This window comes from Traorella massiliensis (assembly GCF_900104665.1).
Classification (GTDB): Bacteria; Bacillota_I; Bacilli_A; order Erysipelotrichales; family Erysipelotrichaceae; genus Traorella; species Traorella massiliensis.
In genome coordinates this window covers 331,551-357,026 of record NZ_LT629968.1, presented here as the reverse complement: position 1 = coordinate 357,026, position 25,476 = coordinate 331,551, and the positions used below count along the sequence as shown (strand labels likewise).

The window sequence follows — 25,476 nt, the reverse complement described above, 5'->3', positions numbered from 1 at the left end:
CTCCTAACCTTTCGCAAATACCGGCTTCCCTGTCCGAAGCATATGTCTTTCATTTGCCTTCATCAGCTTTCTTTCTGTAAATACGCCATCAATATAAACATCCACATACGTATCACCCCTGTCCATAACTCAAGCTCATACCTTCAATGATTGCATTTCTCATCGCACTCTGAATACCATCAAGGATCATCTGATTATTTACAACTGCCGTTCTTCCACCAATATTACCAATCAATTCAGGATTCCCCGGTTCATTCGCAATAAACAACTGTCCTACATTAGCAAAACCACCTCTAGCAAGAGTAGGAATTACAGGTATTGGTAATGGATTATAGCTCCATAAACCTAAGAATGGCTGACCAATCAAAGGAACATTAAAACTACGTATTGAGTTCAATAATCCATTCACTTTATTAAAAGGAACACGTATGACATCATTAATACCTCTGATGATTGAATTTACAATATTTTTAAACGCACCTGATATTCCATCCACAACACCACTGAATATTTTACCGCCATTAGCAAACAATCCTAAAATAGTATTCCAAACACCACTAACAATACCACTTAAGGTTTCCCAAATACCTGAGAAAATCTGTTTAACATTTTCCCAAGCCTGTGACCAATCTGTACTGAATACACCTGAAATAAAATCTATAATTCCTTTAAATACCCCAGTAGCAGCTCCAATAACAGTCGTTATGATGCCTAAAACACCATTCAATGTATTACCAATAAATGTTCCTAAAAAATTAAAAAACATCTTTAAGTATCGGTCCTAAAAATTCTAATAACTGTGTAATATATGGTGAAACAAAATTCCAGAAATCAAGTAATGCACTCATAACTACATCAACTAAATTCACAAATTCATTCCATAATGGACGTAAACCATTCTCCCATACTGAAATACACAAAGAAACAAGACTATCAAACAGTGGCTTTAAAACATTTTCATAAGCACTCAATAAAACAGCCTGAATATTTTCCCAAGCTAACAGCACACTGTTTCTAAACTCTTCATTTGTATTCCATAACTGTACAACAGCACCTATTACAGCCGCTACGATCAATGCAACAGCACCAATCGATACAACCGATGATAATGACATCTGACTAAATGATGTCGTAATATTTGTACACTTCTCCGCAATTGCCTCTGCACTAGGATCATTGGCAAGATTAGTTAAACCATTTTTAACATTTTCTAGTTGACTGCCAATATTTTGTGTATTATTCCCTTGAGTGCTACTATTATTTTTACTTTCATCTTTACTGTTTGAATTTGAAGATAAACCAAAAATTTTTTTAATTCCAGCATATATGTCCTTAACATTATCAAAACTTTTACTTATGCTTTTTATATTTTCATTCAATGATTCAGTAAATTTTTGAAGTGCCATTAACGGACTATTTTTTAACTGTTCCGTAAGTGCATTCATTCCCTCTGTAACTTTGTTAATCTTTTCAACACCTTTTTCTAAAGATGAAAAATCAAAAGAAGCAATCTGTTTTCTTATTTTTTCAATTAGTGTAGTTGTCTGACTTAATTTCATTTTATTCATTGAACTAGTTATTTTGTTTATTTTTTTATCTAGTTCATTCAAAGCTGATACAAGATAAGTTACTTCACTCGCATCATTCATATTTGTATTTGCCAATATAAACACCTCCTTTAAAAATGTTTTTTATGAATGCTAAAAATTTAAATTGTAAAACCATTTTAATTATTGTAGAATAAAACTAGAAAGAGAGGTTAATATGAAATTCTATCAAACGATATATTATCGTCATCGTAGGTCATGGACTGATAAAGATTCGCAACAATTAAATAATTTAATGAATGAAGTCGCAAAATTAGGCTTTCACCTTGTCAGTGCTGTAAATCATTCTCCTTCTTATGATGATGGTTTCGATGAAACAATTCTCTTGTTTTTTGAGATGGACATCCCTGACAAAGAATAACCATCTTGCTGGTTATTAATATAATTGCATTTATAATTTATAAAAGAACATCAGAGAATGTATTCCCTGATGTTCTTTTTATTAGGACAATAGCTGTTTAATCATCTTGTCGATTAATGAAGCGTTGACCTGTTTGATGTGACTGAGTGAAAAACCCATCACATCAGCTGTTTGCTGTTGACTAAGATCTTCATGATATCTTAATTTCAGCACTTCTTTTTCTTGTTCATTTAAGAGTCGATAACCTTTTTCATAGCTGTATATAATACTGTCGTATTCAGCGATTTGTTTTTCTAATGCTTTTTGTTTTGCATCTAGTATAACAGCGATGGAATGTTTTTCACTGCTCCCGCCATGTTTTGATTCACTGGCTGATTTTGTTCTGATAAGAGGATTTCTCTTTTTTACTTCTTCCAGTTCTGCCACTGCATCAATACGATTTTGTTTGATAGAATTGATCATTTTCATTCTTTCAATAACTTCTTTATGAAGATTTAATGTTAAGTAATACATAGTTATTTTACCTCCTTTCACTATATAGGCACTGTGAATAGGTCAAATTAGTCATTATTTTTATTTTTTTTCATTTTTTTAATTCTATAATATATCTGATGTTCACTTAGCCCTAATATTTCCGCAATTTCTTTATAAAGAAAACCTTTTTCCTTTAAATATAAGATTTGAAGAAGTAATGAATCATTTTTTAATAAATGATAAAGTCGTTCATCTTCAAAACTATCTAAAAATTCCTGAGCGTTTTCATACATAAAGCTTGATTCTTTTGAAGGATAGTTTGACAGATCATAATTACAAGTATGATTCTGATAGGATCTTTCCTTTTTAAACATTTGCCAGTCATATTGATAGAGTTCATAGATAACTTTTTCATCTATATGATTCTTTCTTAATATCTTTTCTTCTTCTGTTTTTATCTTTTGCCACTTTTTCTTTTTTTGACCATAGTTAAACAAAATTTCACCTCCCTTTCATCTTGAATCATGATGAAAGGAGGAGATCGGCAGTTAATCATAGAAATTTTGACCATTCTTCTATTATCTCTGAACTAAAAGGGTCAAAAAGCGATTTTTCCAATTTCCGTTATTTTTTTAATTAAGTGAAGGTTAAAGGGCAAATTTGGTCAAATTTAAGCGATTTCTTCTACTTTATAACTCAAAATATGAATATTATATTCCTTATTTTATTTCTTTAGTAGCATTGCATCAGTATATCTCTAAATTCCTGATCTTTTTGAAGTTCTGTCTTACTGGTTTTGTTATCATTTATGGAACGAATTGGCTGTTTTGGGTATTCCTGGATATCACTTTTCTTTTTGGCGAAGATGCCACTCAATACACTTGCTTGTGCCTGATAGCCGTAGAATCCCTCGAGCCATGCATTTTGATTGATACGATTGAAATAAGCTTTTTCATAAGCATGGAGTTCTATATCTGTCGCATACCAGAAATCATGAACATTCATACCACATTCCAGTGCCAAAGGAATTAAAATATCCCAGCATACTTCTTCAAAATCATGATATTCTTTGTCTAAGAATGAGATGGATTCGGAGACGTCTTTTTGTTCATTGCCTCCAGCTGGGTAAAAACCTTATCATGCATATCCATAAATTCTTCATACATTTTTTCAAAGCCTAATGTTTCTTCGATAGATGGAATGATTTCATCATAGTATTCTTCTTTCGTAATACTTTCATTTCCTTTAATGTTATGTAATAGGATATATCCTAATTCAATTGGATCAATATCACCGATATGATTCAGATCTTCTTTTTCTAATAAAGGGGCTACGATTCCCATTGCTTCTAAACGTTCATTTTCATCTAAATTAGGATCACTGAGCTTATTGATATAAGGAAGTGCTTTAGATATATTTTCATCAGCTAATAGCTGTAAGCTTTTACGATTTTCTTTATCTATTTCTACTTTTGCCTTATAGGAAAGACGAAATTCATAAAGCTTATCTTTTATTTGAAATTCTTTGATATTCAACATATTTTTCATGATTTCCTCCTAAAAATCATGCAGTCAAATTGACTGCATGATGAATTATTCTGTTGCCTGTGGTACAACGACATGAATCGTTGTTTCCCATGAAGCATAGCCTTCTTTTGTAGCTTTTAGGGCAACAACTCCACTTCCTGCACTCACTCCTGTGATCTTGACAGCACCGTTTTCAACGGTAGCTGTTACGACACCAGAAGCATTTGTAGAAGCTGTAACTGTGGCATCACTTGGATCACATGTAAAGGCAATCGTTTCTACACCTGTTGTTGTTTCCAGCTGTACATTAGCAGGAATACCGGAAGCAAATTTAGCGGTAGGCTTGCATAGACCATAAACATCATCAACATATTGAGGTTTTGTAAGTGGCGTGATCTTGATCGTTCCCTGCCATGCTTCATCCATCTTGGCACTATCTGGTGTGTAAGAAACAGATCCATCAAACGTAAATCCTGTTTCATCACTGCTTTTTGAAAGCAAATGTAATGTCTTTCCACTAACACTTTCAAGTACTCGTAAAACATCACGATGTAAATATACTGGTGCTTCTGCTTCTTCTAAAGTTCTTGAACCTTCGATCTTACTGATCGTATCTGAACTAGCTACTTTGATTTCCACTGTATTCAGTGTTTCTTTGATAAATGGTACTTCAATAAGTGGTAATAATAATGCATATTTGCCATCAGTTGCATCCTTACTGTAAAGTCCTGATCCTCTTCCAACTCTTGCACGATTTTCATTAAATATAAATTCCTGATTAATTCCTAACATATTTCATCTTCCTTTCTTTTAAAATAATACTTTTCTTAAATCATCTTGAATTGCCTGATAGACAACTGTTAAACGATAAACCCCATTTTGAACATCCACCGAAGGTTTCCAGCTTTCTCTTTTCATTCCAAAAATACCATCGATAACTTCATTACAAATATCGATCAATTCTTTTGCGACATCACTGCCCGAATACTCTTCTTCTCCATAATTAGTATTCATTGCATAAATATCCACTTCAATCTGAATGAAAGAATGTGAAATCATCCCATTTCCATCTTTGACATTCTGTGTATTCGATAACTCCTGTATCACTACTTTGGGATAAGTATCACTGCTATCCAGCATCTTTAAGACAGTGGGTTCAAAACGGTTTTCATTCAATACACTTTCAAGTGTACGATAGACATTTTCACTCAATGCATGACAAATCATACCTGCCTCCTTTCATGAAAAAAGAGCTATTAACAAGCTCCTTCTTGATCATTGTCATGGATCTTTATTCAAATACTTTTTCATAATTGCTCCTTTCTGTAAATATGATACAAAAAAAGCACCAGATCGTATGTATCTGATGCCTTATGTATGCTTTTTTACGATATTATTATAACATGATTTTTTAACTATTTTGTCTTGAAAAAAGTACCAACTTATAGATGTATCTTTATGAATTGCGAATCAAATCATAAAAATACTGATAAGCATATTGATAATCTGCATACATTTTTTGAAATATAGAATCTACTTTTCTTCCTTTTTCCACTTTTTCTGTTTTATTAAGTCCCCATATATCTCTTGACTCTAATTCAACTTCTTCATATTCTATTTTTGAAGAGGAAGGAAAATGTTTGGTCTCAATTTCTCCCCATCCACTTGACACACTTCCTTCTATCGTAATTCCATATCGATTATGCATATAAACCATTGCCAGATCATGAGCAATCTGTTCCTTTGTCATCATTGCTTATTCCTCCATTTTTCATATTTATTATACATGAATAAGAAAAAGAGTTCCATCCTTTATGAATGAAACTCCTTTGCTTGATTATAACAATGATTTATAAAGTTCTTTGATTTCTTCTACGCTTGTTTCTCTTGGGTTACCAGGACGGCAAGCATCAGCATAAGCAGATTCGCTCAAGAAATCCAGATCTTCTTCTTTTACGATATCTTTTAAGTTAGCAGGAATACCTACATCAGAAGATAATTTTCTTACAGCATCAACAGCAGCCTTACGATATTCTTCCTGACTCATACCTGTTGTATCAACGCCCATGGCTTCAGCAATATCTTTATATTTTGTTCCAGTAGCTGGAGCATTGTATTCCATAACCGTTGGCAGGATGATCGCATTGGCAACACCATGAGGTGTATCATATAAAGCTCCTAGCGGGTGTGCCATGGAGTGAACGATACCTAAACCAACATTCGAGAATCCCATACCAGCGATATACTGACCTAATGCCATACCTTCTCTTCCTTCAGGAGTATTTTCAACAGCACCTCTTAAGCTTCTAGAAATGATTTCAATAGCTTTCAGATGGAACATATCGCTCAATTCCCAGGCACCTGCCGTAATATAACCTTCAATGGCATGTGTCAAAGCATCCATACCTGTAGCAGCTGTCAAACCTTTTGGCATCGTACTCATCATATCTGGATCAACAAATGCAACTACTGGAATATCATGAACATCTACACATACCATCTTACGATCTTTTTCAGTATCTGTAATAACATAGTTGATCGTTACTTCAGCAGCTGTACCAGCAGTTGTTGGAACTGCGAAAATAGGTGTACATGGATTTTTAGTTGGAGCTACACCTTCCAGACTTCTTACATCCGCAAATTCCGGGTTACGATCAATGATACCTACTGCCTTAGCTGTATCCATTGATGAACCGCCACCGATAGCGATCATATAATCAGCACCAGCATCATGAAGTGCCTTTACACCATTCTGTACATTTTCAATGGTTGGATTTGGTTTGATATCAGAATAAACAACATAATCTAATCCTGCTTCATCCAATAAATCGGTTACTTTCTTTGTAACACCAAACTTGATCAAATCAGGGTCTGAGCAAACCATTGCCTTTTTAAATCCTCTGGCTTTTGCTTCTGTAGGGATTTCTTTGATTGCTCCTTTACCATGATAGCTTGTTTCATTTAACACAAATCTGTTTGCCATAAATTACATCTCCTTTACTATCCGCATTTATTTTAGCACTCTTGTGAAATTAAAAACAAGTGACAGATTTTATCGTCTGTCACTTTTCTTATGAATTTATTTATTCAAAAGATATATCTGTAGCTTCATAGGCATTGCTTCAATCAAAAGATGAGCAAATTCTTTTTCAGATAGTTTCATACCATTTTTTACCCATTCAAATGTCATATCAATACTACCCTTGCAATACATTTTCAATAGGAAATCAATTTCTCCATTTAATTCTCCTAACTTATCAAGAAGAATATGCGAATAAAATTCATAAATACAATCATAATCATATTGAAAAAGAGAATTTTGATCATCAGCCATAAAAGCCTCATAGAAAAAACGCTGATCTTTTTTCAAAAGTTCAAACTTCTTAATTAAGCCTTCTTCTAAATCAACACCATTCCCTAATTGTTTAAAAGACATTTGAGCGACTCTTTCAAAATACCAGTTCACACAATCATATTTATCTTTAAAATATCGATAAAATGTCTGACGTGTCAAATGAGCATTCTCTACAATATCCTTTACACTTATCTTGGATAAAGAAGAATGTTCCATTAGTTCTTTCATTGAATAAGCTATTTTTAATTTTGTTTTTTCATTAATATCCATAAATAATTTATATCATATTTTATTGAAAAAAACTAGACTGCCCGGCAATTGGCAATCTAGTTTTCATGAGGATACAAATATGAAAAAGTTATTTGTCAAATTTCTTTGACATATATAATATATTCCTCTATTGTGAAGTCAATGTGAAATTTTCAAGAATTTTTTATGAATTAAAATTGATATCATAAAAATGTTCATTCAACTTTATCCAGAAGTTTTTCTTATCATTTTTATAATAACTCAAAATAAAACAAGTTATAATAATTCCACCAACAAAAGCTACAAGCATATCCGTCATTGAATCATGGACTCCGCTCGTATAATGATTGATCGCATCATTATTTAAAAAGATCAAACATCCATATTCAAAAAATTCCCAAAAGACTGCAATCATCATATTACAGGCATTGACAAATATGATAGAAAGAATACGTTCGTTTTTTTCTTTTATCACAGTTGTTTTTTTCAGCCAGCAAAATACCATATAGCTTAATTCACTCAAAAATAGTCCACTGCAGAAATGTAAGACCTTATCAAAAAAAGGAAATGAATAAGCACCTAACATACTTCCTGCAATACTTGCGATTGCGGCAAATATGATATTGATCATATAAATCTCAAAAATTGGTGTTAAATGAAGAATTTTTAAAACTAAAGGTACCAGAAAGCAGGTAAATAGCGCTACAGCTCCCATCATAAGCCCTTCTTTTTGTGTACGATAACAATAAACAGCTGCTAATACAAGCAATATATAATAAATGGCGTAACTCACTTGAACAATCTTTTTCTGTTTCTGACTCATATCATCACCCTTATACTATTATACCTTCAAGTTCGTTTTCTACGCAATCCTTTCTTATTTTCATTTGATAAATAAAATCCTAAAAAAAACGGGATACTTCATTCTCCCGTTTTTTCATAAGACAAAATGTTGTTATGCATATCTTATCTCTTAAAAGTTACATTACCTCCCCAAATGCTTCCTTAAAACAGAATCAGACAGACATTTAAACTATTTCGCTTCTCTTTTTCTTCTCAGCAATACTGCCAGCATCCATGCACTCACTGTTAATAAACCGACATACACTGACATCATAGATTGATCGCTTGTAGATGGAGTTTCTGTTGTATCGCCTGGTTTTTCTTCACCTGTATCAGGTTCATCTGGTGTTGACGGTTCTTCTGGATCTGTTGGAACCGTATTATCAGCAACAGTGACTGTAATTGTCTTCGTGGATGTTCCACCTGTAGAATCTGATACTTGATATGTTACATGATAAATTCCTGGCTTTGTCGTATCAACATCATTTGCGATAACTTTGATATTATTTGTTAAATCGCCATCTTCTTTATCAGTCGCAGACACATTTGCCAATACATCAAATGTATCATTCACCTTTATGGTCTGGTCATTTGCCGTAATGACTGGTATAGCATTAATTTCAGCCATCTTAGGATTTACTGTAAGTGTCACAATTTCTTTAGTGACATTACCAGCAGCATCTTCCACTTGATATGTAATTACATAAGTTCCTATTTTATCAGTATCAATTTCTGGTTCCTCAATAATGACTAATGATTGACTTAAATCTGTCTGACCATCTGTAACACTTACTACTAAATCCATTGGATCAAATTCATCACCTTCACAAATTACTACATTCTTTTCTGTTAATTCAATGACAGGATTCGTTTTATCAATATTATCAACAGAAATTTGAACTTCTGAAGTATTACCTAATTCATCTGCAAAGATAACTGTTTCATTCCTGTTTTCATCATATATCTTCGTAGCAGTCAAACCATCTTCACTTAATGTCCAGCCTTCTGGCAAACGAGCTGGATTTAATGGTTCATCTGATTTTACAGTGACTGTCACAGAAGCATTTGTTGGCTGATCTGTCGAATATTCTACATCCAGTTCAGGTCCTGTTGTATCTATATTCTCAACTTTAATTTCCACAGATGTCTCATTTCCTGCAAGGTCTGTGATAGTAAGTGTTCCTGTAGTATTTTCATCAAATACTTTTGTTAAGGTCATACCATCTTCATTTAATGTCCATCCCTCTACTTCCTGTATTGGCTCATCCGCAGTAATTGTAACAGTTACAGATTGATTTGTTGGTGCTCCATTGTTTGATGTCGTAACTGTTGCATTAGGAGCTGTCAGATCTCTTTCACTTATCCTGTAATACCATGGTGAATAAGTTTTATAACTGTTGCTGGAAGCATAGAAATCAAAGGTTACATATTTATCTGTTGGATTAAGGTCAATCGTTCCCTGGAATCCGGCATAATAATTGGTATTTCCATCCAAAGGAGTAATATTAGCTAAATCAGTATATCTTTGCTGTTTAAGTTCTTCATTATAAGTTTTTACTTTTGCATGAATATTATCTCCATCTCTGTCAATACTGAAATCTTCAAATTTAGTACTTCCATTCGCATTTGGCAATTCTTCACCATAAACCGGATGTAATCCATCATTAATAAATTGAACAGTTAAACGAATTTTCTTTTCACCATTTACTTCCACAACTTCTTCTTTGACAACTTCAAAGTGTCCCTGATATTTTTTGGTAGAAGTTACTTCTTCATACAATCCGATATAATGATCTTCCAAAGTTGCTTCTTCTAGTCCCTCAACAGCTTTAATATATTCTTCATACCAGCCTTTCATCTGACCAACATTTCCAATTATTGAATTTTCCTCATAATTGTTATTCGTTCTATTATGAGTAATACCCCACATATTGATCACTGGTATTAATGAATCAGTCGTATATTTCATCAAATCTTCACTGCCAATTGTAGGACTATACATACTATTTAATTCTGAAACTAATAATGCATAGTAACTGCCTGAAAGCTGATCTACTTTCATATCTACCTGATCTTGAGTGGCATTAGGATCATCAAGAATCTTTTTTGCTTCCTCTAATTCTTCCCCAAAGTATTTATAATAGGAATCAGTACTTTCATAATCTTTCACATCATCATATAATGCCTGAAGTTTTGTCTTATCAACAGTTGGTGCAACAGTAACAGTAAATGATACTACTGCTCTCTTTTCACCAATATTACTTCTAGCAATAATGTTATATACACCACTAACGGTCTTGCCATCGTCACTTCCTACTAGAGGAATTTCGATTCTTGTATGATCACCAACGATTGGATTATCGCCTTCTTCATCAGACCAATATTCGTTATATTTGCCTCCAGCACCAGTAATAGTTAAGCTAGCCATGTTAAGGTCAAGACCTTCAACAACTGCTACCATAGTGCCATCGAATTGTTCATCAATAACAATCGAACCTTCAGAACCATATTCCCACTTATATTCATTACCATTAACAGTTACAGTAACCGTTGGAGTATATGTTTCATTACCACCATTTGATGGCCAAGTATCTTTATCACGATATTCATGAACGATCGTCCATTCACCATCAGGATTACGATAAATGATATGACCGGTATAACTGCTATCAGAGTCTACAGTAAAGATACGAGCATAGATCTCACTTTCAGGTAGATCATCAGTAGTTATAGTATATGTTTCATTATCAACATCAGCATTATAAGTCCATTCTACACCATCTTTTTGAGTAACATAGTTTGGATTATATTCACTATTTCTAATTTCATTGATAGGTACATCTAAAGTGATAGTAACTTCGTTACCAGTCCCTTCTACTTTAGTGAAATGAGATTCAGATTCTTCTACTTCTAGTAAAGCTAAAGCCTTTTCAAGTCTAGCAACGATAGAATCTACTTCTTCTTGAGTAGCTGCTTCATCATCATAAACTGTATGACCTTCTTCTCTTCTAGCAACTAAATAATCCCAATAAGTATCGATATACTTGATACCTAAGTTATCAGTTAGAGGATCTGCTTCATCTAATAATTCTTTTAATCTAGTCTTATCAACAAAATTTTCCATCGTATAGAATGAACCATAAGACTCAGTATCATCATCTTCAACACTCATTCTTATCGAATATTTACCTGGATCTACTTCTATATTCATCTGGAAGCCCTTATTGTAGTCAGCTTCTCCTTCTAATGGTTCAACATAATTCTTAACAGATTTGCTGCCTCTTGCTCCATCATATTCAGCATAATCAAGCCAGATTGAAAGCTTATTTTTAAGTTCATAATTTGTAAATTTTCCTAAATCTTCATTTGTAATGACATTGATACCATCATTGATATACTCAACATGAAGCATCAATTTACCATTTACTACTGATTCACTAAAAGTAAAATGTCCACGATACTTTGTTATACCGTTGAACTTATCAGCATTTGGTCCAGCCATTACTGAACGTGGATTTTCATCTAATTCAACTAATGCTTTTTCAGCTTCTACAAACTGATAATACAATTTTTCTAATTCTTCAGCTGGATATGATGTATTGGTATGATCACGAGCAACTACATAAACACCTACTACAGGAAGCGTAGATGATGCTTCATATTTTTCATAATCAAAATTACCGAGATTTCCATCTATAGGACGATATTTTTTTACATAACTGTTTACCTTTGATAGCCAGTATCTTTGATTCAATGTATCATAAGCTTTATCAACTTCTTTTTGAGTTGCACCATCATTATCAAGAACCGTCTTTGCATCGTTTAATACTTCTGTGAATTCAACATAATAGCTGTCATCACTCGTATAATCTTTCACATCATCATACAATTCTTGAAGTTTTGTCTTATCTACAGTTACAACATTGACCTTTATATTAAATGATGTGGTTTTACCCTTAAATTCGTCATCAGGAATATCCATACTAGAAACTGACGGCATCGTCACATAGAAAGAATAATATCCACTGGATAAACTTCCTGTATTATCTACTAAGTCAAAAGTAATCTTTTGATGATTACCATCGATTACCTGATTGCGAATTGTTTTCCCAGCAGGATCCATATAATTGAATGTTTTAAGATCAATTCCTTCCACAGTTACTTTTGCTGTTTCTCCTAAATTAACATCGATAGTAGGAATTTCATCGCCTAAATTATATTCAGGTATACTATAACTTCTATCACCCACTTGAATTGTAAGTGTTGGAATAACAGAGTCATCATTATCAGCTGGAATTCGCCCGTAAGTAAATTTTCCTTCGGCATCACGGTACATCCAATAATTTACATATAAATTACCATTTTCATCTTCTTGAGGAAGCTCAAAGGATACAACATTATAAAATTCCTCTCCAGCTGGAATTGGATCTGTCGCCTGTACAGCATACACTTTACCATTATCTTCTACATATCTAAATGTATGATATCCGGCATGAAGTTTTGTGAAATATCCTTCAGGTTTTGCAGATAATTCTAATTTGATTTTTCCTTCCTCTTCGGTTATCGATAAAATCTCAACATCAGTAACAGCTTCTTCAGTTGGTGCATATACCTCTAATTCATAAATTGAAACGGTGTTCCATGTTGGTTTTATTTGATCTGGATCCTCTGCTGTAAACGAATCAATATAAAGCCGAACATAACGAGCTTCATATGACTGACCTAAATCAATGATGTCATCTACTGATTCCGGACGAGTACGCTCTGTTACCGTCTGCCAGCTCTCTTCAACTAATGGATCGCTTCCATCCTGAGCAATTTGAATCTTATAGGCAGTAGCCTTACGATTCTCCCAAAATATTTTAACGGTCTGAACAGTTTCCGTTTTCCCTAAATCAACATAAATCCAATGAGGACCTGCACCTTGACCACTTCCCCATCTTGAATCACGAGATTCTGTATCGCCATCAACAGCATTTGAAGCCAGAACTGTATTTGCTTCTTCGGAGCTGGCCACTGCTGTTTTACCGTAGGCTAAGTTTTCTGAATCTGTAGCTGATATGCTCATGTTCAGTCTACTGTTGGCAACACAGGAGAAGGACATCATGATCGCTAAGATAAGTTTCAGAACAGTATAGTTCTTTCTTTTCCCTTTCATTTGTACCTCCTTGCATAGACAAAAAAAACACATGATGTGCAAAAGTATCACAAACTTAATAATCGATTATTATTTTTACACCCCTTTCCTATTGAATTGTATCAATATAAATTCTGTTTATCATACTTTCTATGCAATTTCATTATAGCACTTGTTATTTACGATTGAAAGCGCATTCTTAATAGGGATTTTTCGTTCATTTTCTTTAATTTTCGGTATATACCATATCGTGTGGTGTGGTTACCCCTATAACAGAAAATGTGGTTATGTGAAAATTATGTGACTATGTGGTCTGGTATAACAGTTTTTGTGGTAGTCCTATGACATTTCTGTGGTTTTTGCTTGTAAAATAAAATCCTCCTTGTCGTATAATGTGTGTGTTCAAAATCACTTTATACAGAAAAGGAGGTAGACATATTCATGTCCTTACATAAGTTTATCACAGATATGCTGAACATTAAACCGGATAATATTGATAAGATTGATTCCTTTGATCTTTCTGACGGTTCTGTAAATCTTAGAATCAGACTGAAAGCCAAGAAAGATATCTGCTGCCCTGTATGCGGCGGAAAAGTCCATATCCATGGCTATTCCTTAAGAAAACTGATCCATTCCACTCTTGTCAACAGAAAATGCACCATCTTTTATGAACGCAGAAGATTCAGATGTGATTCGTGTGAGATGACTTTCTTTGAAGAGAATCCTTTCATCAATTCTTCTGAAAATGTGACCTTTGAAACCAAGGTCAATGTTCTCAAGGATCTCAAGTTCGTCAATAATACCTACACTTCTACGGCTGCCCGCTATCATCTTTCTGCCACCAAAGTCCAGCGCATCTTTGATGCCCATGTCAATATCCCCAGAAAGCCTTTGCCGGAAGTCCTGTCTATCGATGAACACCATTTTCCTGAATCCAGCTATGATTCTCTCTACTGCTGTCTTCTGATGGATTTTGAGGACGGCACCATCATCGATGTGCTTCCTGACAGAAAAAAAGATTATCTTGCCGGCTATTTTACTAAAGTGCGGCTGGATACTTACGATGAAAAGACCGGAAAAAGCGAACTCGACAATGTCAGATATGTCTCGATTGATCTCTACGAGCCTTATAAAATCATTGCTCAGATTTATTTTCCTAAAGCTCTCATCTGCGCCGATTCCTTTCACGTTCTCAAACATCTCACTGAGGCCTTCAGAGCTGTCCGTCTGAGGTGCAGAAGAAACACCGAAGATGAAAATCTCCGGTATCTTCTTACAAAGTTCAAGTATATCTTCAGTCATGGCTTCAATCTCGACAACGATCCTAAGTACAATAAAAGATTCAAGCGCCGCATGAACTACAGAGACATGCAGACCATCCTGTTTGAGCGTTTCCCTGATCTGAAGAAAGCCTATGAACTGAAAGAAGGCTATATTCTCTTCAACGAGTCCTGCTGCGTGCAGAATGCAAAGGAAAAGCTTGCAGATCAGATCCGGCAGTTTGCAGATTCCGGAATCAGTGAATATGCTGGCTTCTACAATCTTTTGATTAACTGGAATGAAGAGATCGTCCATTCATTTTCTGCTGTCAGCGGCAGAAGAATCAACAACAGCTATATTGAATCAAGAAACAATCAGCTGGAAAGACTGATGATGAATGCAAACGGGTTTAGAAATTTCAAAAGAACCCGTAACAGAATACTTTACTGCCTGAATAAAAAAGACACTTTTAAAATTTAAAAACAGCTACAGTATATAACGATAATACAAGTGATTTTGAACAGAAAAGGCGATCGAACCGATCACCTTTTTCCTCATATAAACCACAGATTTGTCATAGTCATACCACACACTCTGTTATAACTTTCCACATGGTTGTGATAGCCTGACCCACACGCTGTTTATAGCCTAGACCACAGAATTATTTAGAATCCCTTAATTTTTTTCATCATATTGATACAAAAAAAAGAGTAATTTATAGATATCTTTTATCTAAAATTACTCAACAGTTAACCATTTATAATTCTATTTATCTTTATTATTTGCCATATAGGCTTCAATATCTTCAACACTTTTAATAATTTCTTCGGATAAATTGATACAGCCATCTTCTGTTACGAATACATTATCTTCAATACGTACCCCAATTTCTTCCTCTTCAAGATATAATCCTGGTTCTATCGTAAAGACATTGCCTGGGCGAAGCACATAATCAGAAAGTGTGACATCATGAGTTTCCAGTCCTAACATATGACTCACTCCATGCCAGTAATAATCGGAAACACGTTTACCATTTTCTAATAAACCAATCTTTGATAATTCTTTTTTATAAAATTCAATCAGCATATTATTTAACTGACGAAGTGTCTTTCCTGGTCTTACTTCGCTCATGATATACTCATTCGCTTTTAAAACGATATTGTAAATCTGTTTCTGACGAGGTGTAAATTTCCCATTCACTGGGAAGGTACGGGTAATATCAGCATTGTAATATTGATAGCTGGCACCCAAATCACATAAAACCAGGGTATTATCTTTCGCAACCTGATTGTTGTCACTGTAGTGAAGCACGGTTCCATTCTTACCGCTTCCTACGATACTTGGAAAAGAATGACCACAGTTATTCGTCTTCAAGACAAAATCAAAATATGCTTCTAATTCATTTTCACCCATATCAGCTTTCGCATGAGACATCATATTCAGTATTGCTTCATTGGTGACATGGATCGCTTTTTTCAATAAAGCAATTTCTTCCTCTTCCTTAACAAGACGAAGTGATGTCAGATAGGCAGCAGCATCATTGACATTTACATAAGGATACTTCTCACAAAATTCTTTCATAAAAATTTGTGAAGGTATGATTTGATCAGGTTCCTGCTTTGTGAAATCTGCATAGACATCTAAATGAGGTATCTGATCAAACTGATATGCCATGATCCGGTGAATAAAGGACCATTTTTCATCATCCATAATGATCTGATCAATACCACTGATGGCTCGTGCTTCTTTAGGAAGGATCTTGCCTCCGACCCATTTTGCCATCATTTCATCATAACGTTCAATGATCAAAGCATCACTTGGCTTGCCATCTTTTTTGATCAGTACATATATCATATTTTCTCTGTCAAGCCCTGTCAGATAATAAAAGCTACGGTTCACTGAAAAAGGATATTGCTCATCTCCTACACTATATACCGCATGTCCGCTCAAAATAAAAAGGAGCGCATTCTCAGGCAGCATAGCTGCTAATTTTTCTCTTCTTTTCTGATACATATAATCCCTCCATCAAGACAGTGAAACACTTAATTTCAAAGAAAAAAGCATTTCATATGATAATAGTTTACAACGTTTTCAGACAAACGGCAATACTCCTACTCTGATTAAATTTTATTGATGTGTCAATCGCTTTTTATAAACCAGCATAAATAAAATAAAAGCTAAAATGAAGTATATCACTAACCAGATCATATGAAAGCTTTGAATAGAAGTTAGATCCAAAGTATTGATCATTTCACTGATCTGCTGGGTATAGAAAAGAAAGCCAATCTTTTTAAATGATTCATTAAAGCTGGAAATCATAGGTATAAAAGAAAAGATGATCATCATGGGAATGCTCCATGAAGAAGCTTTCATTTGTGAAGAAGTCATGATACCTATGATACTTCCGATCATAACTGAAATCAGCATTCCTATAAGTGAGATCAGAAGAAAAATGATCATTTCCGATAATGAATAAGAAGCTATCAAGGACATCATGAAACATCCTATCAAACAGCCGCCTACAATATATAAGGCAATACCGCCAATATATTCTTTTCCCTTTACATTTGAATAAATCAGCATTTTTAAAGCACCACTTTCTTTTTCTTCTGAAATAATAGTAGAAGCAATGATAATAGGTGCCATGCCGATATACATACAGGCAAACATTTTAATGAAATAGTCATATGGCATTCCTTCGATCTGTATGGAGAAAGTCATAATAGCACTCATAAAAGGAAATAATAAAAACTGTATAAGAATCGCTTTATTATTCAATGTATCCTTGATTTGTTTTTTTAAGATAATTGTCATATTTTTCATACATCTAACCTCTTTCCTGTTAATTTTTTAAATATATCTTCTAAGGTAGGTTCATTGGAATGTATTTTTAATACTTTTTCTTCTTTTAAATAATGACAAATTTTATCTGCCTCTTTTTGTCCATTAAGATTGAGAATGTCATGATTGGTCAATTCAATCTGTAAATCAAGATTTTCATGATACTTCTCAACAATATCTTCTATTCTTCCTTCTTCGATCATACATCCCTCATATAAAAGACCAATGCGATCACAAAGAAGCATAGCCTCCTGCATATTGTGAGTCGTAAGAAAGATGCTCACCTTTTCTCTTTTTAATTCCAATAGTAATTCATGGATCAAATGCATGCTGCCGGGATCTAAAGCACTGGTAGGCTCATCAAGGAAAAGCAGACGGGGCTTATGAAGGATGGCTCGGGCAAGCACAAGTCTTTGACGCATACCTTTAGATAATCGAAAAACTTTCTTATCTGCTTCTTCATTTAAGTCGACTCTTTTCAGTACTTCATGAATTCTTTTACTTTCAATACGGTGAAGATCTGCGAAAAGCTTAAGATTATCAAATACAGAAAGACGTTCATACAAACCTTGTTCATCTAAAACAAGACCGATCTTCTCATAAGCTTGAAAACTTAGATGTCTGGAATCTTCATTGAAAACCAAACACTTTCCATGATCAGCATCTAACTGACCGATCATGATCTTCACCAAAGTCGTCTTGCCTGCTCCTGAAGGCCCTATACAGCCAAAACATTCCCCTTCTTCTATTTCTAAGCACATATCTTTTAAAATGATCTTATTTTGAAATGATTTTTTCAGATGACTGATTTGAATGATCTTCATAACGGCTCCTTTCCTTGAACTGTTCAAATAAACGCTGATATTCTTCATTTTCTTTTTTAGTCTTATAGACCATAAAACAACAAGCAATCGTAAAACATAACATAAAAGAAAGACCAAAACCCACCCATGCTTCCATTAAATCACTTGGAAACCAGTCAAAATAAATAATAAATAAAACTGCTGTCAAAGTAATCAAAACAACTCTAAGGATCGTTTTCCATAATACTAGCATCGAATGAAATAGATCAACGACCTCATTAATACATGAAACAGCTAATGAAAGCAAAAAACCTTGAAAGATCGTTTCAATCGCAATCCCCTGATTTCCCAGCTGATACAATGACATTTCTAAAGTTTCGCTCTCATTTCCCATAAACTGCGCACAAATAGACAATACTAAAATAAATACCGCAAACGCAATCAATGATCTTGAAATAATACGAATGATCCTATCCAGCATCTTCTTCACCTCTCAATACCGCTTTAAACTTCTGAGCATACTGTCTTGAAATACTAATACGTTCATGATTATCAAGATTACACATGAGCCTGCCTCCTAAATCTGCCTGTAACGAGCTGATCTTGTTTATATTTAAGATCGTTGATTTACTTACACGCAAAAAAGGTAAATGTAATTCATTTTCAAATTCATATAGGCGTTTGCCTGTTTCAAAAACATCCTGCTCTGTATAAATAAATGTTTTCTTATCCACACTTTCAATATAGAAGATATCCTGTATGTCAATACGATAAGTCTTTTTATTCTTCATTCCCAGTATCTTAGGATCTGCTCCTTTTAATAAGCCTTCTAACTTTTTTTCTTCTTCATCATTTTCACAAGTAATCAGATATCGTTTCTTTTTCAACCGTTCTACTTTCATAGCATCACCATTTGCATTATAGAGTTATTTTCAAATATAAACAACATCTTTATCCCAAGTGGTAAAAAAACACCACTAAGATGCAGGAATATGAAAAAAAGACTGCCTAAACAGTCTTTAAAATCTTAATGTCACAGGTTGAGTTTTTTGCTGTTTCATCCATGATGATCTTTTCGATCTGATCAGCCTCAATGATTCCGCTCTTAGGATTTTTAACACTCATGATACTTCCTTTGATTGTTGCATGTACACTGCTTTTTTCAAAAGAAAGATCACAATCGATCATTTCACAATCCTCTAATACTAAATCATCACAGTAACAGAAAGGCTGTGTACCGATGATCTTACATCTTACCAGCTTTAAGTGCTTACTATACCAGCCTAAATATTCACCCTTTATGACACTATCATAAACGGTAACATTTTTACTATGCCAGAAAGCATCTTTTGTATCCAATTCTGAATTTTTGATCGTGATCTCTTTAGTATATTGAAAAGAATATTTTGCTTTCATCTTAAAATGATCAAAAGTCATCCGTTTGCTTTTCATAAACGGATATTCACTGTTCAGATCACAATCATTCATTTGCACATCCTTACAAAACCAGCCAAATTCTAAAGAATGAATCTTAGTATCTGATATCTTAATATTTGAACATTCACGCAAAGCTTTGATCCCATTCATTTCACAATCTTTAATTTCAATATCTTTGTCATACCATAAAGCTGCCCGACAAGTTTCACTCATATGACATTGATCTAAATATCCATGTGTGACATGCCACAAAGGATAGCGAAGCTCAAAGTCTGTATTTAAAATATGAACATCCCGGCATTCTTTTAAGGCACTTTCTCCATCTTCAGCTCCTGCAAACTGACAATGATCGATCTTGATATTTTTTTGACCATATAAAGCTCTCTCTTCCCCAAAACGCTGATGATCATATACCATTTCCATAATACTTCCTCCTTTTTTAAATCTATTCTTATAAATTATAGCTCAACTGTTTTTTAAAATAAAGACAGAAGAAAACTCGCATCTGCGAGTTTATTTAAGTTTGTCGTAATCTTCATCACTTACCGGTTCACACCATTCATTAGAAGCACCCTCAGCAGGAACTTCAATTGCAACATGAGCAAACCAGCTATCCTTGGCAGCTCCATGCCAGTGTTTTACCTCACTTGGAATGTTGACGACATCTCCTGGATGCAGTTCAATCGCTTCCTTGCCCCATTCCTGATAATAACCTCTGCCATCTGTCACCAGTAAGATCTGAGCTCCTTTGTGATGGATATGCCAGTTATTACGGCATCCTGGTTCAAAGGTAACGTTCGCAACCCCTACTCCTTGATTGCTGGCACGTGGATTTAAATAACTCTGTCCAACAAAATACTGTGCAAATGCATCATTTGGTTTTCCTAATCCAAATAAACTCTCTTTTTCCTTCATCTGCTTTTCCTCCTTAATGATTTGCGGCATTATTGATGCATGTCAATGCATTCAAACTTCTTGGATATCCGATATATGGCAAACATACAGAAACGATCTTAATTAGATAATCTTTATCATTACCAATTTTCATATTTGCTCCGGCATGACTTGTCAGCTGTGGTTCACAGCCTCCCTGGGCAGCTAGAAAACAGAACGTAATCATTTCTCTTTGTTTATAATCCAGTCCTTTACGGGTGTAATAATCACCAAAACAGTTTGCAGCTAGCCAATAATTGATATGTCCGCTCTTCCAGAAATCACGCATCTGTTCACCAAAAATATCTACCTGAGTCTGGCTTCCCTTTTCACGACGATTTTCTGGATTTGTCGTTGACTGTTTTTCTAAAGGCAGTGAAATATTTCTCTTTTCTAAAACTTCATTGACAATTTCTAAGAATGGATATACACGTCCAACACCTAAATAAGCCGTAGCCTGATAAACGATTTCCTTGATTTCTATAGGTGTTACGCCTGCGTTGAGTGAACATTCCACGATTCCTTTAAAAGCTTCTTTTCCCTGGCATCCTAAAAGAGCTGCCAGAATCGCCATATATCGTGTTTTTTCATCTAAATCAATTTGATTTACAACTTCATCAAATGCGAAATTGGTAAACAAATCAGTAAATTCCGGATCGTTTTCGATCATCTTCTCATCAAAAAATGTTTTTGCCATTTCTTCTTTTGAAATATCACTCATGACGTTTTACCTCCTTTACTTTATAACGCAGCCATAGTGCATTTTCATCAATAACTTTTGCTTCCTTCAAGGCAAATTCAACCGGTGTATCATCTGAATACTTTTCTCTCATTTCAAAAAGTGTCGGTGTCTGATCAGAACCATCTGCCGCTGAAGCAACCACCAAGCTTACTTCATCACATAAACCCTGCTGGATAAAAGACCAGTTTAAGACACCTCCACCACCAAGCATCAGCGTTTCAATATGGAAGTTTTCTTTCAGCTTTTCAAGCATGACTTCAAAATCAATCGCATCTTCACCTACGATCATATAAGAAATATGCAGTTTTCTTAATAAAGCCTTATAGGCATTGCTCGCTTTATCTGTCAAGATTTCAATTACATGGGCTTGTGTATCTTCATAGACCAATGTACTATCTTCCCATCCAAGTCTTCCCTTAGGATCGATAGAAACATAGTACATCTTTGCCTGATCATCAGCGATATAATCACCTTCAGGCACTTGAGGTGCATTTTCATCGAGTTGCGGCTTTTTATAGAAAGTGAAATTGTCATCCGTCGTTACCCTTCCGGATAGCCATCCTTGATGATGATAATAAGGCTTTTTCCCAAAAGCAATATCATAAAATATATCTCCTGCTTTGATTCCCTGTGGCGTATCCATATAGTTTCCCATGATCTTACCATCTATAGAAATCAGCATATGACAAAATACATAAGGTCGTTTCATTTCTCACTTTCCTTTCTTTTCAATTCATGAATTAAATAATCAATATCATCTAACAGCTTTTGTTTATCATGAAGCTGATCCAAAAGGAGTGCACGCTGCTGATTTAAAAGAGTTAGCCGGCAGTAAGGATATTCCATAAAACAGCCAATTTTTTCATCACTAAAGCCTAGTCTTTTTAGAGTCATCATCAAAGCTATTTTTTTCATGTCTTCATCATCAAAGATTTCTTTTTCTGATAAAGATACCATTTTTAAATAAGCCATGACTTCTTTTTGACTCAGATTCAGTTTTTTTGTCAGCTCTATTTTGTCCATAAAAAAATGCAGATCCCTTTCGACATCTACATTTTATATCATCATTTTTATTATGTCTAATGCTTATATTTTATAATTCATCATTCATCTAACGTATGATAAACGTATTGAATAAATTCTTTTACTAAGGCTGACTGCATTCGATTTTTACGCCATATCAGAACCGTTCCATTCGCTAATTCGGGTTCAAAAGGAATAAAAGTCACTTTTTCATCACTATGTCCATAAAAGGCTCCTTCTACTGAAATAGCGGCACAGATCCCTTGAGCACAAAGGGGAATCGTATTAGAGATCATATCATGTGTTTCAATGATATGAATCTTTTCATAATCCTCTTTAAACCAGCTGGCCAGTTCACTTTTTAAAAGATTTCTTCTGACATTTCCTAAAGGTATTTCTAACAAGTCTTTTGATGTGACTTTGCTTTTTTGAGAAAGCGGATGATCCTTAGAAAGAATGATTCCCATTCTTTCATGATAAGGTAAACGGACATATTCATATTTTTCTAAATCTACCGGTTCAAGTACGATTCCAACATCAATCAAACCTGCTTCAATTCTTTCCTTGATCAAATCTGCATTCCCTGTATGCAAATCATAAGTCACTTTTGGATGAAGATGTGTAAAGGTTTCAATGACCCGTGGTAAAAAAAGATGAGAAGCCTGACATTCTGCACAGCCAATCGTAAGTTCACCTATTAATTCATGATCCTCTTTTCTCAGTTCACTCTCCGTCTTGCTGACAAGACTTAAAATATCTTCAGCTCGCCTTCTTAATAACATTCCTTCATCTGTAAGCGTGATCTTGCGCTTTCCTCTAAAGAATAGCGGCTTGCCAATTTCCTTTTCCAACTGCATCATTGCCCTAGAAAGAGTGGGCTGGGTCATATGCAGCATTTCAGCTGCTTTCGTAATATTTTCTTCCCTGGCTACCATTAAGAAATATTCCAGTGTTCTTAACTCCATATATTATCTCCTAAAAAGTTCAAATAGTTCCTGCTTCTCTTTTTCGCTTGCGAAAGAATGCTTAAGTGCATTTTGATTGCAAGCAAGCAGATCATCGATTGAAAAACCAAGCTTTTGAAGCAATACATCATATTCTTTATCCAGGTTCGTATCTGAAATCGTCATATTATCCGTACAGATACATACAGGAATCCCTCGCTCCATATATTCTTTGATCGGGTGCTCTTCATAAACAGCGATTGCTTCACTATGAATATTACTTGTAACACATACTTCCAGCGGGATTCTTTTTTCTTTTAAAAGTGCCATTACTTTCTCATCCTTAATTGCACTTGTACCATGTCCAATGCGTAAGGCCCCAAACGAAAGAGCCTTTTCAATATTGACCGGTCCATAGCTTTCACCGGCATGGATCGTATAAATCAGTCCAAGCTCTTGAGCCTTTGAAAACAGTCCCCTAAAATCTTCCATCGGTGCCATGCCTTCTGCTCCGGCAAGATCCACTGCTACAACTCCTTTATGCTGATATTCTTTCGCAAGATAAAGCGTTTCTTCATTGAGCTCATGCGTTAAACTTTCCTCTCCTAAGATCATCATACATAAAATAAAGTTCACATGCAGATGCTCACACTTTTTCTGTGCATCCTCACGTGCCCGGCACAAAGTATCCACCACTTGCTTTTGACTTAAACCTTGCTTGATATGCTGTTGCGGAGCAAAACGTATTTCCGCATATAATAATCCTTGCTTATCTAGTTCAAAAATCAAAGCCTTCATCGCTTCATAGAGATTGTTTTCACTTTGAAGCAGTTTTAAAGCCATATCAAAACGAGCTAAATAGTCATAGAGCGAATGACAATCCTGATCTACCTGCATGCTTTTGATAAAAGCTTCTTTATCACTCAGTCCAAGTTCTTTTTGAGCTGTTTCCCATGCCCATTCAATCGGAAGTGAACCATCAAAATGAAGATGCAAATCAACTTTCTTATAATCCAGCATACTATTACCTCACTTCATTGGTTTCATTATATCATATTTTTGTAGTGTTCATCAGCAATACCCCTATTCAATCAATATCAACTCCTATTTTTTGGTTATATGATCACTATTTTTTACGATCATAAATATCAAATCTGCCAATTTTTTTCTTGAAGATTCATATGATTTTAAAATTTCTTCACTTCTTCCGGCTAAAGGAATTTTTAACCTTAAATTATCAGAAACTACTAGCAAAGCTATCGCAGGTACTTCCATCAATTTCGCAATTTCATAAAAAGTAGCTGTTTCCATCTCAATCAGATCTGTATCAAAAGAATAGATTTCTTCTAAATGCGAATATTCCATGACGATAGAATCCGTACAAAATACTGACGCTTTTTTTATTTGATACTGATGATCTTTGGCTAATGAAATCATATGATCGATATAATTTAATTCAGGATAGACTTTTTCAAATGGAACATAATCTTTAAGACTTTCTTTTAAATACGTATTCGCCAATGTTGCTGCCACTGAATAAGACGGAGTACAGATATCTCCAATATGAAAAGATTCTTTCAGTGCACCGGCAGCACCTATAAAAATTAAATTCTTGAATTGTAATTCTCCGCAGATCAATAAATAATCCAGCATATTACAGCCTCCCGCAGCCGTTTTTATCCAGGCTATTCTTAAATGATCTTTTTCAACCTCATATCCTGTACAATAGCTTCTTGAACCCATTTTTGTAATTTTATAACTATCGTGGCTGATAATCTTATCTGGAGAATAGGAAGGTGCAACAATTAAGGCATCATAGATAATATCTTCTGCCAATCCAAAGTTGATATAGGCGATATGATCTGTATTATATTGATGTAATTTTTCTAATATCTGATTCAGTTTATCTCTCATGGCAATCTCCTAATTTTTTTATAATTA

Annotated in this window: 29 protein-coding genes; 2 read left to right on the top strand and 27 right to left on the bottom strand. The window is 34.5% G+C overall.

The genetic code is table 11. The features are described 5' to 3' along the window. Positions 1-3: 3 nt before the first annotated feature. Genes BQ5367_RS13915 through BQ5367_RS06170 form a run of 3 tightly spaced genes read right to left on the bottom strand, consistent with a single transcriptional unit; the run spans position 4 to position 1,664 of the window. On the bottom strand, positions 4-126 hold the full coding sequence (locus BQ5367_RS13915; protein WP_268874438.1) for a hypothetical protein: 123 nt from the start codon (positions 124-126) through the stop codon (positions 4-6). Beyond that, positions 113-766, bottom strand: a complete 654-nt coding sequence (locus BQ5367_RS06175; protein ID WP_071441655.1) for a phage tail protein — start codon at positions 764-766, stop codon at positions 113-115. Before BQ5367_RS06175 ends, BQ5367_RS13915 begins: the two co-directional genes overlap by 14 nt. After that, the gene (locus tag BQ5367_RS06170) at positions 756-1,664 is read right to left on the bottom strand and encodes a phage tail family protein (RefSeq protein WP_071441654.1); all 909 of its coding nucleotides are present in this window, start codon (positions 1,662-1,664) and stop codon (positions 756-758) included. Before BQ5367_RS06170 ends, BQ5367_RS06175 begins: the two co-directional genes overlap by 11 nt. Before the next feature lie 100 nt (positions 1,665-1,764). Between BQ5367_RS06170 and BQ5367_RS06165 the strand changes: the two genes are divergently transcribed. Further along, entirely contained in the window at positions 1,765-1,968 is a 204-nt protein-coding gene (locus BQ5367_RS06165; RefSeq protein ID WP_071441653.1) for a DUF4177 domain-containing protein, read from the top strand. Between the two features lie 81 nt (positions 1,969-2,049). On the opposite strand, the gene BQ5367_RS06160 is transcribed toward BQ5367_RS06165, so the two are convergent. From BQ5367_RS06160 to BQ5367_RS06110, 11 genes are all read right to left on the bottom strand, one after another. Further along, positions 2,050-2,481, bottom strand: coding sequence for a sigma factor-like helix-turn-helix DNA-binding protein (locus BQ5367_RS06160; RefSeq protein WP_071441652.1), 432 nt, complete (start codon positions 2,479-2,481; stop codon positions 2,050-2,052). A 47-nt stretch (positions 2,482-2,528) separates the two neighbouring features. Next, a complete protein-coding gene (locus BQ5367_RS06155; protein ID WP_083383181.1) occupies positions 2,529-2,939 on the bottom strand; it encodes a helix-turn-helix domain-containing protein in 411 nt (136 codons plus the stop codon). Positions 2,940-3,174: 235 nt separating this feature from the next. Beyond that, positions 3,175-3,465, bottom strand: a complete 291-nt coding sequence (locus BQ5367_RS06150; protein ID WP_143052355.1) for a hypothetical protein — start codon at positions 3,463-3,465, stop codon at positions 3,175-3,177. Between the two features lie 50 nt (positions 3,466-3,515). Then, positions 3,516-3,989: a hypothetical protein gene (locus BQ5367_RS06145; protein ID WP_071441649.1), complete on the bottom strand. Its 474-nt coding sequence runs from the start codon at positions 3,987-3,989 to the stop codon at positions 3,516-3,518. Between the two features lie 45 nt (positions 3,990-4,034). Further along, positions 4,035-4,760, bottom strand: coding sequence for a hypothetical protein (locus tag BQ5367_RS06140; protein ID WP_071441648.1), 726 nt, complete (start codon positions 4,758-4,760; stop codon positions 4,035-4,037). An 18-nt stretch (positions 4,761-4,778) separates the two neighbouring features. Beyond that, complete coding sequence (locus tag BQ5367_RS06135; protein WP_071441647.1) at positions 4,779-5,195, bottom strand: hypothetical protein; 417 nt, start codon at positions 5,193-5,195, stop codon at positions 4,779-4,781. A gap of 229 nt (positions 5,196-5,424) precedes the next feature. Further along, positions 5,425-5,721, bottom strand: coding sequence for a hypothetical protein (locus BQ5367_RS06130; RefSeq protein WP_071441646.1), 297 nt, complete (start codon positions 5,719-5,721; stop codon positions 5,425-5,427). An 84-nt stretch (positions 5,722-5,805) separates the two neighbouring features. Further along, positions 5,806-6,951, bottom strand: coding sequence for a lactaldehyde reductase (gene fucO, locus BQ5367_RS06125; RefSeq protein ID WP_071441645.1), 1,146 nt, complete (start codon positions 6,949-6,951; stop codon positions 5,806-5,808). A 96-nt stretch (positions 6,952-7,047) separates the two neighbouring features. Beyond that, on the bottom strand, positions 7,048-7,593 hold the full coding sequence (locus tag BQ5367_RS06120) for a TetR/AcrR family transcriptional regulator C-terminal domain-containing protein (RefSeq protein WP_071441644.1): 546 nt from the start codon (positions 7,591-7,593) through the stop codon (positions 7,048-7,050). Positions 7,594-7,756: 163 nt separating this feature from the next. After that, a complete protein-coding gene (locus BQ5367_RS06115; RefSeq protein WP_071441643.1) occupies positions 7,757-8,395 on the bottom strand; it encodes a hypothetical protein in 639 nt (212 codons plus the stop codon). 210 nt (positions 8,396-8,605) lie between these two features. Then, complete coding sequence (locus tag BQ5367_RS06110) at positions 8,606-13,573, bottom strand: immunoglobulin-like domain-containing protein (protein ID WP_071441642.1); 4,968 nt, start codon at positions 13,571-13,573, stop codon at positions 8,606-8,608. A gap of 420 nt (positions 13,574-13,993) precedes the next feature. On the opposite strand from BQ5367_RS06110, the gene BQ5367_RS06105 reads away from it, so the two are divergent. Then, entirely contained in the window at positions 13,994-15,292 is a 1,299-nt protein-coding gene (locus BQ5367_RS06105; RefSeq protein WP_071441641.1) for an ISL3 family transposase, read from the top strand. Positions 15,293-15,577: 285 nt separating this feature from the next. On the opposite strand, the gene BQ5367_RS06100 is transcribed toward BQ5367_RS06105, so the two are convergent. From BQ5367_RS06100 to BQ5367_RS06040, 13 genes are all read right to left on the bottom strand, one after another. Continuing rightward, a complete protein-coding gene (locus BQ5367_RS06100; RefSeq protein ID WP_071441640.1) occupies positions 15,578-16,825 on the bottom strand; it encodes an aminopeptidase P family protein in 1,248 nt (415 codons plus the stop codon). Between the two features lie 114 nt (positions 16,826-16,939). Next, the gene (locus tag BQ5367_RS06095) at positions 16,940-17,635 is read right to left on the bottom strand and encodes a hypothetical protein (RefSeq protein WP_071441639.1); all 696 of its coding nucleotides are present in this window, start codon (positions 17,633-17,635) and stop codon (positions 16,940-16,942) included. Next, positions 17,632-18,477: an ABC transporter ATP-binding protein gene (locus BQ5367_RS06090; protein WP_071441638.1), complete on the bottom strand. Its 846-nt coding sequence runs from the start codon at positions 18,475-18,477 to the stop codon at positions 17,632-17,634. The genes BQ5367_RS06095 and BQ5367_RS06090 overlap by 4 nt, the downstream gene beginning before the upstream one ends. After that, complete coding sequence (locus tag BQ5367_RS06085; protein WP_071441637.1) at positions 18,431-18,937, bottom strand: hypothetical protein; 507 nt, start codon at positions 18,935-18,937, stop codon at positions 18,431-18,433. The genes BQ5367_RS06090 and BQ5367_RS06085 overlap by 47 nt, the downstream gene beginning before the upstream one ends. Beyond that, positions 18,927-19,358: a LytTR family DNA-binding domain-containing protein gene (locus tag BQ5367_RS06080; RefSeq protein ID WP_071441636.1), complete on the bottom strand. Its 432-nt coding sequence runs from the start codon at positions 19,356-19,358 to the stop codon at positions 18,927-18,929. Before BQ5367_RS06080 ends, BQ5367_RS06085 begins: the two co-directional genes overlap by 11 nt. A 106-nt stretch (positions 19,359-19,464) precedes the next feature. After that, positions 19,465-20,316, bottom strand: a complete 852-nt coding sequence (locus tag BQ5367_RS06075) for a DUF3737 family protein (RefSeq protein WP_071441635.1) — start codon at positions 20,314-20,316, stop codon at positions 19,465-19,467. 90 nt (positions 20,317-20,406) lie between these two features. Beyond that, complete coding sequence (locus BQ5367_RS06070; RefSeq protein ID WP_071441634.1) at positions 20,407-20,808, bottom strand: cupin domain-containing protein; 402 nt, start codon at positions 20,806-20,808, stop codon at positions 20,407-20,409. A 13-nt stretch (positions 20,809-20,821) separates the two neighbouring features. After that, a complete protein-coding gene (locus BQ5367_RS06065) occupies positions 20,822-21,547 on the bottom strand; it encodes a carboxymuconolactone decarboxylase family protein (protein WP_071441633.1) in 726 nt (241 codons plus the stop codon). Continuing rightward, positions 21,540-22,277 (bottom strand): dihydrofolate reductase family protein, encoded by a 738-nt coding sequence (locus tag BQ5367_RS06060; RefSeq protein WP_071441632.1) that lies wholly within the window; start codon positions 22,275-22,277, stop codon positions 21,540-21,542. Before BQ5367_RS06060 ends, BQ5367_RS06065 begins: the two co-directional genes overlap by 8 nt. After that, the gene (locus BQ5367_RS06055) at positions 22,274-22,591 is read right to left on the bottom strand and encodes a MerR family transcriptional regulator (RefSeq protein ID WP_071441631.1); all 318 of its coding nucleotides are present in this window, start codon (positions 22,589-22,591) and stop codon (positions 22,274-22,276) included. The genes BQ5367_RS06060 and BQ5367_RS06055 overlap by 4 nt, the downstream gene beginning before the upstream one ends. A gap of 80 nt (positions 22,592-22,671) precedes the next feature. Beyond that, the gene (locus BQ5367_RS06050) at positions 22,672-23,556 is read right to left on the bottom strand and encodes a LysR family transcriptional regulator (protein ID WP_071441630.1); all 885 of its coding nucleotides are present in this window, start codon (positions 23,554-23,556) and stop codon (positions 22,672-22,674) included. A gap of 3 nt (positions 23,557-23,559) precedes the next feature. After that, on the bottom strand, positions 23,560-24,555 hold the full coding sequence (add, locus tag BQ5367_RS06045; protein WP_071441629.1) for an adenosine deaminase: 996 nt from the start codon (positions 24,553-24,555) through the stop codon (positions 23,560-23,562). Between the two features lie 84 nt (positions 24,556-24,639). Next, positions 24,640-25,449 carry a phosphorylase family protein gene (locus tag BQ5367_RS06040; RefSeq protein ID WP_071441628.1) on the bottom strand — a complete coding sequence of 270 codons (810 nt, stop codon included), beginning with the start codon at positions 25,447-25,449 and terminating at the stop codon, positions 24,640-24,642. Positions 25,450-25,476: the final 27 nt, after the last annotated feature.

Excerpts from the sequence above, each read along its gene's own strand:
- BQ5367_RS06070 (WP_071441634.1), bottom strand. The coding sequence starts at position 20,808 with ATGAAGGAAAAAGAGAGTTTATTTGGATTAGGAAAACCAAATGATGCA.
- BQ5367_RS06075 (WP_071441635.1), bottom strand. The coding sequence starts at position 20,316 with ATGGAAATGGTATATGATCATCAGCGTTTTGGGGAAGAGAGAGCTTTA.
- BQ5367_RS06165 (WP_071441653.1), top strand. The coding sequence starts at position 1,765 with ATGAAATTCTATCAAACGATATATTATCGTCATCGTAGGTCATGGACT.
- BQ5367_RS06120 (WP_071441644.1), bottom strand. The coding sequence starts at position 7,593 with ATGGATATTAATGAAAAAACAAAATTAAAAATAGCTTATTCAATGAAA.
- add (WP_071441629.1), bottom strand. The coding sequence starts at position 24,555 with ATGCTGGATTATAAGAAAGTTGATTTGCATCTTCATTTTGATGGTTCA.
- BQ5367_RS06175 (WP_071441655.1), bottom strand. The coding sequence starts at position 766 with ATGTTTTTTAATTTTTTAGGAACATTTATTGGTAATACATTGAATGGT.
- BQ5367_RS06055 (WP_071441631.1), bottom strand. The coding sequence starts at position 22,591 with ATGGACAAAATAGAGCTGACAAAAAAACTGAATCTGAGTCAAAAAGAA.
- BQ5367_RS06135 (WP_071441647.1), bottom strand. The coding sequence starts at position 5,195 with ATGATTTGTCATGCATTGAGTGAAAATGTCTATCGTACACTTGAAAGT.
- BQ5367_RS06050 (WP_071441630.1), bottom strand. The coding sequence starts at position 23,556 with ATGGAGTTAAGAACACTGGAATATTTCTTAATGGTAGCCAGGGAAGAA.
- BQ5367_RS06160 (WP_071441652.1), bottom strand. The coding sequence starts at position 2,481 with ATGTATTACTTAACATTAAATCTTCATAAAGAAGTTATTGAAAGAATG.
- BQ5367_RS06040 (WP_071441628.1), bottom strand. The coding sequence starts at position 25,449 with ATGAGAGATAAACTGAATCAGATATTAGAAAAATTACATCAATATAAT.
- BQ5367_RS06130 (WP_071441646.1), bottom strand. The coding sequence starts at position 5,721 with ATGATGACAAAGGAACAGATTGCTCATGATCTGGCAATGGTTTATATG.
- BQ5367_RS06145 (WP_071441649.1), bottom strand. The coding sequence starts at position 3,989 with ATGAAAAATATGTTGAATATCAAAGAATTTCAAATAAAAGATAAGCTT.
- BQ5367_RS06095 (WP_071441639.1), bottom strand. The coding sequence starts at position 17,635 with ATGAAAAATATGACAATTATCTTAAAAAAACAAATCAAGGATACATTG.
- BQ5367_RS06110 (WP_071441642.1), bottom strand. The coding sequence starts at position 13,573 with ATGAAAGGGAAAAGAAAGAACTATACTGTTCTGAAACTTATCTTAGCG.
- BQ5367_RS06060 (WP_071441632.1), bottom strand. The coding sequence starts at position 22,277 with ATGAAACGACCTTATGTATTTTGTCATATGCTGATTTCTATAGATGGT.
- BQ5367_RS06085 (WP_071441637.1), bottom strand. The coding sequence starts at position 18,937 with ATGCTGGATAGGATCATTCGTATTATTTCAAGATCATTGATTGCGTTT.
- BQ5367_RS06090 (WP_071441638.1), bottom strand. The coding sequence starts at position 18,477 with ATGAAGATCATTCAAATCAGTCATCTGAAAAAATCATTTCAAAATAAG.
- BQ5367_RS06140 (WP_071441648.1), bottom strand. The coding sequence starts at position 4,760 with ATGTTAGGAATTAATCAGGAATTTATATTTAATGAAAATCGTGCAAGA.
- BQ5367_RS06080 (WP_071441636.1), bottom strand. The coding sequence starts at position 19,358 with ATGAAAGTAGAACGGTTGAAAAAGAAACGATATCTGATTACTTGTGAA.
- BQ5367_RS06100 (WP_071441640.1), bottom strand. The coding sequence starts at position 16,825 with ATGTATCAGAAAAGAAGAGAAAAATTAGCAGCTATGCTGCCTGAGAAT.
- fucO (WP_071441645.1), bottom strand. The coding sequence starts at position 6,951 with ATGGCAAACAGATTTGTGTTAAATGAAACAAGCTATCATGGTAAAGGA.
- BQ5367_RS06105 (WP_071441641.1), top strand. The coding sequence starts at position 13,994 with ATGTCCTTACATAAGTTTATCACAGATATGCTGAACATTAAACCGGAT.
- BQ5367_RS06065 (WP_071441633.1), bottom strand. The coding sequence starts at position 21,547 with ATGAGTGATATTTCAAAAGAAGAAATGGCAAAAACATTTTTTGATGAG.
- BQ5367_RS06115 (WP_071441643.1), bottom strand. The coding sequence starts at position 8,395 with ATGAGTCAGAAACAGAAAAAGATTGTTCAAGTGAGTTACGCCATTTAT.
- BQ5367_RS13915 (WP_268874438.1), bottom strand. The coding sequence starts at position 126 with ATGGACAGGGGTGATACGTATGTGGATGTTTATATTGATGGCGTATTT.